We start from the raw sequence: 7,776 nt of genomic DNA, 5'->3' as shown, positions 1-7,776 counted from the left end.
GAATATATTGATCCAGCAGTAGGTTTACAAGGTTTCCAAGCGCGTCGAATCGCGTTTAACATCAATATTCCAAAAGAACTTGTAGGACAAGCTGTGAAGTTTATGATGGGCTTATACAGTGCGTTTATCGAAAAAGATTGCTCTATCGCTGAGATTAATCCACTTGTTACAACAGGTGACGGTAAAGTTATGGCGTTAGATGCAAAATTAAACTTTGATTCTAATGCGTTATATCGCAATAAAGATATTTTAGAACTTCGTGACCTTGAAGAAGAAGATTCAAAAGAAATTGAAGCTTCTAAATATGACTTAAACTACATTCCTTTAGATGGAAATATCGGTTGTATGGTTAATGGTGCAGGTTTAGCAATGGCTACAATGGATATCATTAAACATTACCATGGTGACCCAGCTAACTTCTTAGATGTTGGTGGCGGCGCAACAGCTGAAAAAGTTACAGAAGCATTCAAAATTATCCTTTCTGACAAAAATGTAAAAGGTATCTTCGTTAACATTTTTGGTGGCATTATGAAGTGTGATGTTATCGCAGAAGGTGTTATTGAAGCAACGAAGCAGGTAGGTCTTGAGTTGCCTTTAGTTGTACGTCTTGAAGGTACAAACGTAGAGTTAGGAAAGAAAATTTTAAATGAGTCTGGTTTAAATATTGTTGCAGCAGAATCTATGGCAGACGGTGCACAAAAAATTGTTTCACTAGTGGGCTAATAGAAAGCGGGGGAGAAAAATGAGCGTATTAGTTAATAAAGATACAAAAGTTATTGTTCAAGGTATTACAGGTTCTCAAGGGTTATTCCATACAAAGCAAATGATTGAATACGGTACGAAAATTGTAGGTGGTGTAACACCAGGTAAAGGTGGCACTGATATTGAAGGCGTACCAGTATTTGATACAGTAGAAGATGCTGTGAAAGCAACAGGCGCAAACGCTTCAGTTGTATACGTTCCACCCGCTTTTGCGGCTGATGCAATTATGGAAGCTGTTGATGCAAAGATTGATTTAGTAGTATGTATTACTGAAGGAATCCCTGTATTAGATATGGTAAACGTTAAGAGATATATGGCGGGTAAACATACACGTTTACTTGGACCAAACTGCCCTGGTGTTATTACACCTGACGAATGTAAAATTGGTATTATGCCAGGATATATTCACAAAAAAGGTCATGTTGGTATCGTATCTCGCTCTGGTACATTAACGTATGAAGCTGTACATCAGTTAACACAAGAAGGTATTGGCCAATCTACTGCTGTAGGTATCGGCGGAGACCCTGTTAATGGTACGGACTTTATTGATGCGTTAAAAGCATTTAATGAAGATGAAGAAACGCATGCTGTAATTATGATTGGTGAAATCGGCGGTACGGCAGAAGAAGAGGCAGCTGAGTGGGTAGAAGCTAATATGACAAAACCAGTTGTAGGCTTCATTGGCGGTCAAACTGCGCCTGAAGGCAAACGTATGGGTCATGCTGGGGCGATTATTTCTGGCGGCAAAGGAACTGCTGCTGAAAAGATTAAAACAATGGAAGCTTGTGGTATTAAAGTAGCGGAAACACCAGCTGTTATGGGTGAAACATTAATCTCTGTTTTAAAAGAAAAGGGATTATTTGAGACTTGCAAAAACTACTAATCTTTTTGAAAGACACCTTCTTATTAGAGGGTGTCTTTTTACACATTTTTTGTTTACATAATAAAAATTATGKGTAAGGAGAATTGAGATGAAAAGAKAACGTTTATTGCACCTTCATTACATGTTGGCGGATCATTGGAAGGCGATGGAGAGACTACTATATGTTGATCCAGAACTGAAGGGAGTATACACTTTTAGTCCGAAACAATTTGAATATTACGCTGGAATATCCCCGAAAAAATCTTCAGAACTAGTAAATTTCCTTCAGACTTCAAATCTAAAGCAATATGTATCCTATTTAGAAAAAAATCGAATATTTTATATAACCATATGGGATGAGGATTATCCGCAACTACTGCAGGAAATACAAGATCCCCCTTTTGTTTTATACGGAAAAGGAGAGAGAGATTTTCTTGGCAAGATAAATAAATTAGCAATTGTTGGAACGAGAGAACCGTCTTTATATGGAAAGGAGAGTGTGAAGTTTATTTTACAACCTTTACTTGAAAAAGAATGGCTTATTGTTAGTGGGTTTGCAAGAGGGATAGATACAATTGCTCATGAAGTTACAGTAAGGCAGCATTGCCCGACTATTGCAATATTAGGACACGGATTATCTTATATGTATCCAAAGGAGAATAGAGGTTTATATGACACGTGGAAAGATTATATATTGTTATTGACAGAGTATCCGCCTCATTATGTGCCGAAAAAATGATATTTCCCAAAAAGAAATCGAATTATTAGCGGTATAAGTAAAGGTGTTTTAGTTGTAGAAGCAAAAACGAGAAGTGGATCCCTTATTACTGCAGACCTTGCATTAGAACAAAATAGAGAGGTGTTTGCGCTTCCTGGACCTATATTTATAGAGAGTGTAGCGGGAACGAATCATCTAATTCAACAAGGCGCAAAGCTAGTAAGAAATGCGGAGGATATCCTTGAAGAAATTTTAAATTAACCATATATTTTCATGTTTTTATTAAACAATTATTGACAAATGGTAGATTGTCGCTGTATGGTATATTCATTCTTGATTGACAAAAACAAGAGAAATCAATAAGATTGATGAAGACTTGAATCCACCTCTTAAGGAGGCACTAGCATGTCAGATTACCTCGTAATCGTGGAGTCGCCTTCTAAGGCGAAGACCATTGAAAAATATTTAGGGAAAAAATACAAAGTCGTCGCGTCCATGGGACATGTCCGCGATTTACCTAAAAGCCAAATGGGGATAGAAGTAAAGAATAACTTCACCCCGAAGTATATTACCATTCGTGGTAAGGGTCCCGTTTTAAAAGATTTAAAATCAGCGGCAAAAAAAGCAAAGAAAGTCTATCTCGCGGCCGATCCGGATCGTGAAGGAGAAGCAATTGCTTGGCATTTAGCAAATACGTTAAATGTGGACGTTGAATCAGATTGCCGAGTTGTATTTAATGAGATTACAAAAGATGCAATAAAAGAATCATTTAAATATCCTCGTGCAATTAATATGGATTTAGTAGATGCACAACAGGCAAGGCGTATACTCGATCGTCTTGTTGGCTACAATATTAGTCCTTTATTATGGAAGAAAGTAAAAAAAGGATTAAGTGCAGGACGCGTACAATCTGTAGCAGTTCGTTTAATCATCGAACGTGAAAAAGAAATTCAAAGTTTTGAACCTGAAGAATTCTGGACAATTAAAACAGAATTTGTGAAAGGGAAAGACACATTTGAAGCAAGCTTTTACGGCGTAGATGGTGAAAAAGTTCAATTAACGAACGAAGCACAAGTGAACGAAATAATCGAAAAGATGAAAGACAATGCGTTTTCGGTTGAAAATGTAACGCGAAAAGAGCGAAAGCGTAACCCTGCATTACCGTTTACAACATCTTCCTTGCAACAAGAGGCAGCGCGTAAGTTAAATATGCGAGCAAAGAAAACAATGATGCTTGCACAGCAGCTGTATGAAGGGATGGATCTTGGAAAACAAGGGACTGTAGGTCTTATTACGTATATGAGAACTGATTCAACACGTATCTCAGAAACAGCTCAAACAGAGGCTCGTGATTACATTACTGAGGCGTTTGGTGCGGAATACATAGGAACAGAGAAGAAGAAAGAAACGAAAAAGTCGAAAGCACAAGATGCGCATGAGGCGATTCGTCCTACTTCGGTAATGAGAAAGCCAGAGGAACTAAAAAGTTTCTTAAGTCGTGATCAACTCCGTTTGTATAAACTGATTTGGGAGCGATTTGTTGCAAGTCAAATGGCATCTGCTATAATGGATACTGTTACAGCGAAACTCATTAATAACAATGTTCAGTTCCGTGCAAGTGGATCAGTTGTAAAGTTCCCAGGATTTATGAAAGTGTACGTAGAGTCGAAAGATGATGGTGCGGAAGAAAAGGATAAGATGTTGCCACCTTTAGAAGTAGGTGAAACTGTATTTTCAAAAGATATAGAGCCGAAGCAACATTACACACAGCCTCCGCCGCGTTATACAGAGGCTCGTCTAGTAAGAACACTTGAAGAGCTTGGAATTGGGAGACCGTCTACTTATGTACCGACACTTGAAACAATCCAAAAACGAGGATACGTTGCTTTAGATAATAAACGCTTCGTTCCGACTGAGCTTGGTGGAATAGTAATCGAACTTATTTTAGAGTTTTTCCCAGAAATTATTAACATTGAATTTACTGCCAATATGGAGCAAAGCCTTGATGAAGTAGAAGAAGGAAATGCAAATTGGGTGAAAATTGTTGATGATTTCTACGTAGGATTTGAACCGCGCTTAGAAAAAGCGGAAAAAGAAATGCGTGAAGTGGAAATTAAAGATGAACCAGCTGGGGAAGACTGTGAATTATGTAGTCACCCGATGGTCTTTAAAATGGGTAAATATGGGAAGTTCATGGCTTGTTCGAATTTCCCGGAATGTCGTAATACAAAACCGATTGTAAAAGAAATCGGTGTTACTTGTCCGAAGTGTGATAAAGGGCAAATTATTGAACGCCGTAGTAATAAAAAGAAACGCCTTTTCTATGGATGCGGTACGTATCCAGAATGTGACTTTGTATCTTGGGACAAGCCGATTGGTCGTAAATGTCCGAAGTGTGAAAGTATGCTCGTAGAGAAAAAGTTGAAAAAAGGCGTGCAAGTACAATGTGTTTCGTGTGATTATGAAGAAGAACAACAAATGTGAGCGTAACTGCTCACATTTTTTTCGGGAAGAAAAGGAAAGGTGATATATATGACAACACAAGTAGTAAACGTCATTGGCGCAGGTCTTGCAGGAAGCGAAGCAGCTTACCAAATTGCAAAGCGTGGTGTCCAAGTAAAATTATATGAAATGAGACCAGTAAGGCAAACACCAGCTCATCATACAGATAAATTTGCTGAATTAGTATGTAGTAACTCACTTCGCGCAAACACATTAACAAATGCTGTCGGTGTTATTAAAGAAGAAATGCGCCTAATGGATTCTGTCATTATTCGTGCAGCTGATGAGTGCTCTGTACCAGCAGGAGGTGCTTTAGCTGTAGATCGTCATGAATTCGCGGCGAAAGTGACTGAATATGTGAAAAATCATCCGAACGTAACTGTAATGAATGAGGAAATCACTGAAATTCCAGAGGGGCCAACTGTTATTGCGACAGGTCCACTTACGTCTCCGGATCTTTCTGCACAATTAAAAAAACTAACAGGTGAAGATTATTTTTATTTCTATGATGCTGCAGCGCCAATCGTTGAGAAAGACAGCATTGACATGAATAAAGTATATTTAAAATCTCGTTATGATAAAGGTGAAGCGGCATATTTAAACTGTCCAATGACAGAAGAAGAGTTTGATCGTTTTTATGAGGCTTTAATTGCTGCTGAGACAGTGCCTTTAAAAGAATTTGAAAAAGAAATTTTCTTTGAAGGTTGTATGCCAGTAGAAGTTATGGCAAGTAGAGGAAGACAGACGTTAGTATTTGGACCGATGAAGCCTGTTGGGTTAGAAGATCCGAAAACAGGGAAAACACCGTATGCGGTTGTTCAGTTACGTCAAGATGATGCAGCAGGAACATTATACAATATTGTAGGCTTCCAAACACATTTAAAGTGGGGGCCACAAAAAGAAGTGTTACAGCTAATTCCAGGACTAGAAAACGCAGAGATTGTACGTTATGGTGTAATGCATCGTAATACGTTTATTAATTCGCCTAATTTGCTTCGTCCAACATATCAATATAAACAACGTGATGATTTATTCTTCGCTGGTCAAATGACTGGGGTAGAGGGTTATGTTGAATCAGCAGCATCAGGATTATTAGCGGGTATTAACGCTGCTCGACTTGTACAAGGTGAAGAGCCAGTTGTATTACCACCTGTAACTGCAATGGGAAGTATGGCAAATTATATTACTGCGACAAATGCGAAAAACTTCCAGCCAATGAATGCAAACTTCGGTTTATTTACACCGTTAGAGAAGAAAATTAAAAAGAAACAAGAGCGAAATGAAGCATATGCTACACGCGCTTTGGAAACAATTCAAAATTTTGTAAATATTTAATTAAATTTCTTGCAAAGGCTACTAAGTTGTGATACGATTTAGTAGCCTTTATTGAGGTGAGTTATATGGATGTGAATGTGAAGAATTTGTTACAATTATTCGTTGGATATTTACAAATTGAAAGAAATTATTCAAAATATACAATTGCAAGTTATCAAAATGATTTAGAACATTTTGTGCAATTTATGGAGCGAGAAGGCATATCCTCTTTTTTAGATGTTACATACGCGGATGTTCGTTTATACTTGACGACGTTGCACGATCAGAAGTTAGCCCGTAAATCTGTCGCAAGGAAAGTATCAAGCTTACGAAGTTTATATCGTTTTTTGATGCGTGAAGGTTATCAAAAAGATAATCCGTTTGCACTTGCATCACTTCCCAAGAAAGAATTGTCAATCCCAAAGTTTTTATATGCTGAAGAGTTAGAGGAATTGTTTGAAGTTTCTGATACAGGGGCGCCATTAGGTCAAAGGAATCAAGCTTTATTAGAGTTGATGTATGCAACTGGGATTCGTGTAAGCGAATGCGTTAATTTGCAACTTACCGACATTGACTTTGCAGTGGGAACAATTTTAGTGATGGGAAAAGGGAAAAAACAAAGATATATTCCGTTCGGAAGCTATGCACAAGATGCTTTAATTACTTATATAGAGAACGGGAGAAAACAGTTAGCTCAAAAGACTGAAGAACAATCTCATATGGTATTTTTAAATGCGAAAGGTAAGCCGTTAACAGATCAGGGTGTACGTTATGTTTTGAACGAACTCATTAAGAAAGCTTCACTTACAATGCGGATAAGTCCCCATATGTTAAGGCATACATTTGCTACACATATGTTGGATGAAGGAGCGGATTTACGTACTGTGCAGGAGCTATTAGGTCATGAGAATTTGTCAACGACACAAATTTATACGCATGTCTCTAAAGAAAGATTGCGTTCTGTGTACATGAAGCATCACCCGCGGGCATAAATTGCTTTTAAGGCTATAAAAACATATAAAGGAGTTTTTTCTATGGGAAATTTCCACGCTACAACGATATTTGCAGTTCATCATAATGGAGAATGTGCAATGGCTGGAGATGGTCAGGTAACGATGGGGAATGCTGTTGTAATGAAACATACAGCTCGCAAAGTTCGCAAACTTTTCCAAGGGAAAGTTTTAGCTGGTTTTGCAGGATCAGTTGCTGATGCATTTACTCTTTTTGAAATGTTTGAAGGGAAATTAGAAGAGTATAATGGCAACTTGCAGCGCGCTGCAGTTGAGATGGCGAAACAATGGCGTGGTGATAAAATGCTACGTCAGCTAGAAGCAATGCTCATTGTCATGGATAAAACAACGATGCTCCTTGTTTCAGGTACAGGAGAAGTGATTGAACCAGATGATGGTATTTTAGCAATTGGTTCAGGCGGACATTATGCACTTGCTGCTGGTCGTGCTTTAAAGCAACATGCAAGTGAACATTTAACAGCGAAACAAATTGCGAAGGCCAGTTTAGAAATTGCAGGCGATATTTGTGTTTATACGAACCATAACATAATTGTTGAAGAATTGTAGAATCGTAAGGGAGGCATTTTATATGCATTTACATTTTACTC

The 7,776-nt window shown here is 38.0% G+C and carries 5 protein-coding genes and 2 pseudogenes; all 7 read left to right on the top strand.

Annotation, left to right across the window (positions count from 1 at the left end; translation table 11 throughout):
• Nucleotides 1-723, top strand: a pseudogene (sucC, locus tag AC1DTM_RS14400) (ADP-forming succinate--CoA ligase subunit beta); the annotation flags it as partial.
• Between the two features lie 19 nt (nucleotides 724-742).
• On the top strand, nucleotides 743-1,645 hold the full coding sequence (gene sucD, locus AC1DTM_RS14395; protein WP_016106000.1) for a succinate--CoA ligase subunit alpha: 903 nt from the start codon (nucleotides 743-745) through the stop codon (nucleotides 1,643-1,645).
• Nucleotides 1,646-1,733: 88 nt separating this feature from the next.
• Nucleotides 1,734-2,603: pseudogene (gene dprA, locus AC1DTM_RS14390) on the top strand (DNA-processing protein DprA).
• A gap of 144 nt (nucleotides 2,604-2,747) precedes the next feature.
• Nucleotides 2,748-4,826, top strand: a complete 2,079-nt coding sequence (topA, locus tag AC1DTM_RS14385) for a type I DNA topoisomerase (RefSeq protein ID WP_002160736.1) — start codon at nucleotides 2,748-2,750, stop codon at nucleotides 4,824-4,826.
• Nucleotides 4,827-4,874: 48 nt separating this feature from the next.
• Nucleotides 4,875-6,179: an FADH(2)-oxidizing methylenetetrahydrofolate--tRNA-(uracil(54)-C(5))-methyltransferase TrmFO gene (gene trmFO, locus AC1DTM_RS14380; protein ID WP_002066796.1), complete on the top strand. Its 1,305-nt coding sequence runs from the start codon at nucleotides 4,875-4,877 to the stop codon at nucleotides 6,177-6,179.
• 71 nt (nucleotides 6,180-6,250) lie between these two features.
• A complete protein-coding gene (xerC, locus tag AC1DTM_RS14375) occupies nucleotides 6,251-7,150 on the top strand; it encodes a tyrosine recombinase XerC (RefSeq protein WP_078172994.1) in 900 nt (299 codons plus the stop codon).
• 42 nt (nucleotides 7,151-7,192) lie between these two features.
• Nucleotides 7,193-7,735 (top strand): ATP-dependent protease proteolytic subunit HslV, encoded by a 543-nt coding sequence (gene hslV / locus AC1DTM_RS14370; protein WP_002014538.1) that lies wholly within the window; start codon nucleotides 7,193-7,195, stop codon nucleotides 7,733-7,735.
• Nucleotides 7,736-7,776: the final 41 nt, after the last annotated feature.

The organism is Bacillus sp. P4_D3 (assembly GCF_056401855.1).
The sequence above is the reverse complement of the archived record's forward strand: the minus strand, read 5'-3'. Positions and strand labels throughout refer to the sequence as shown.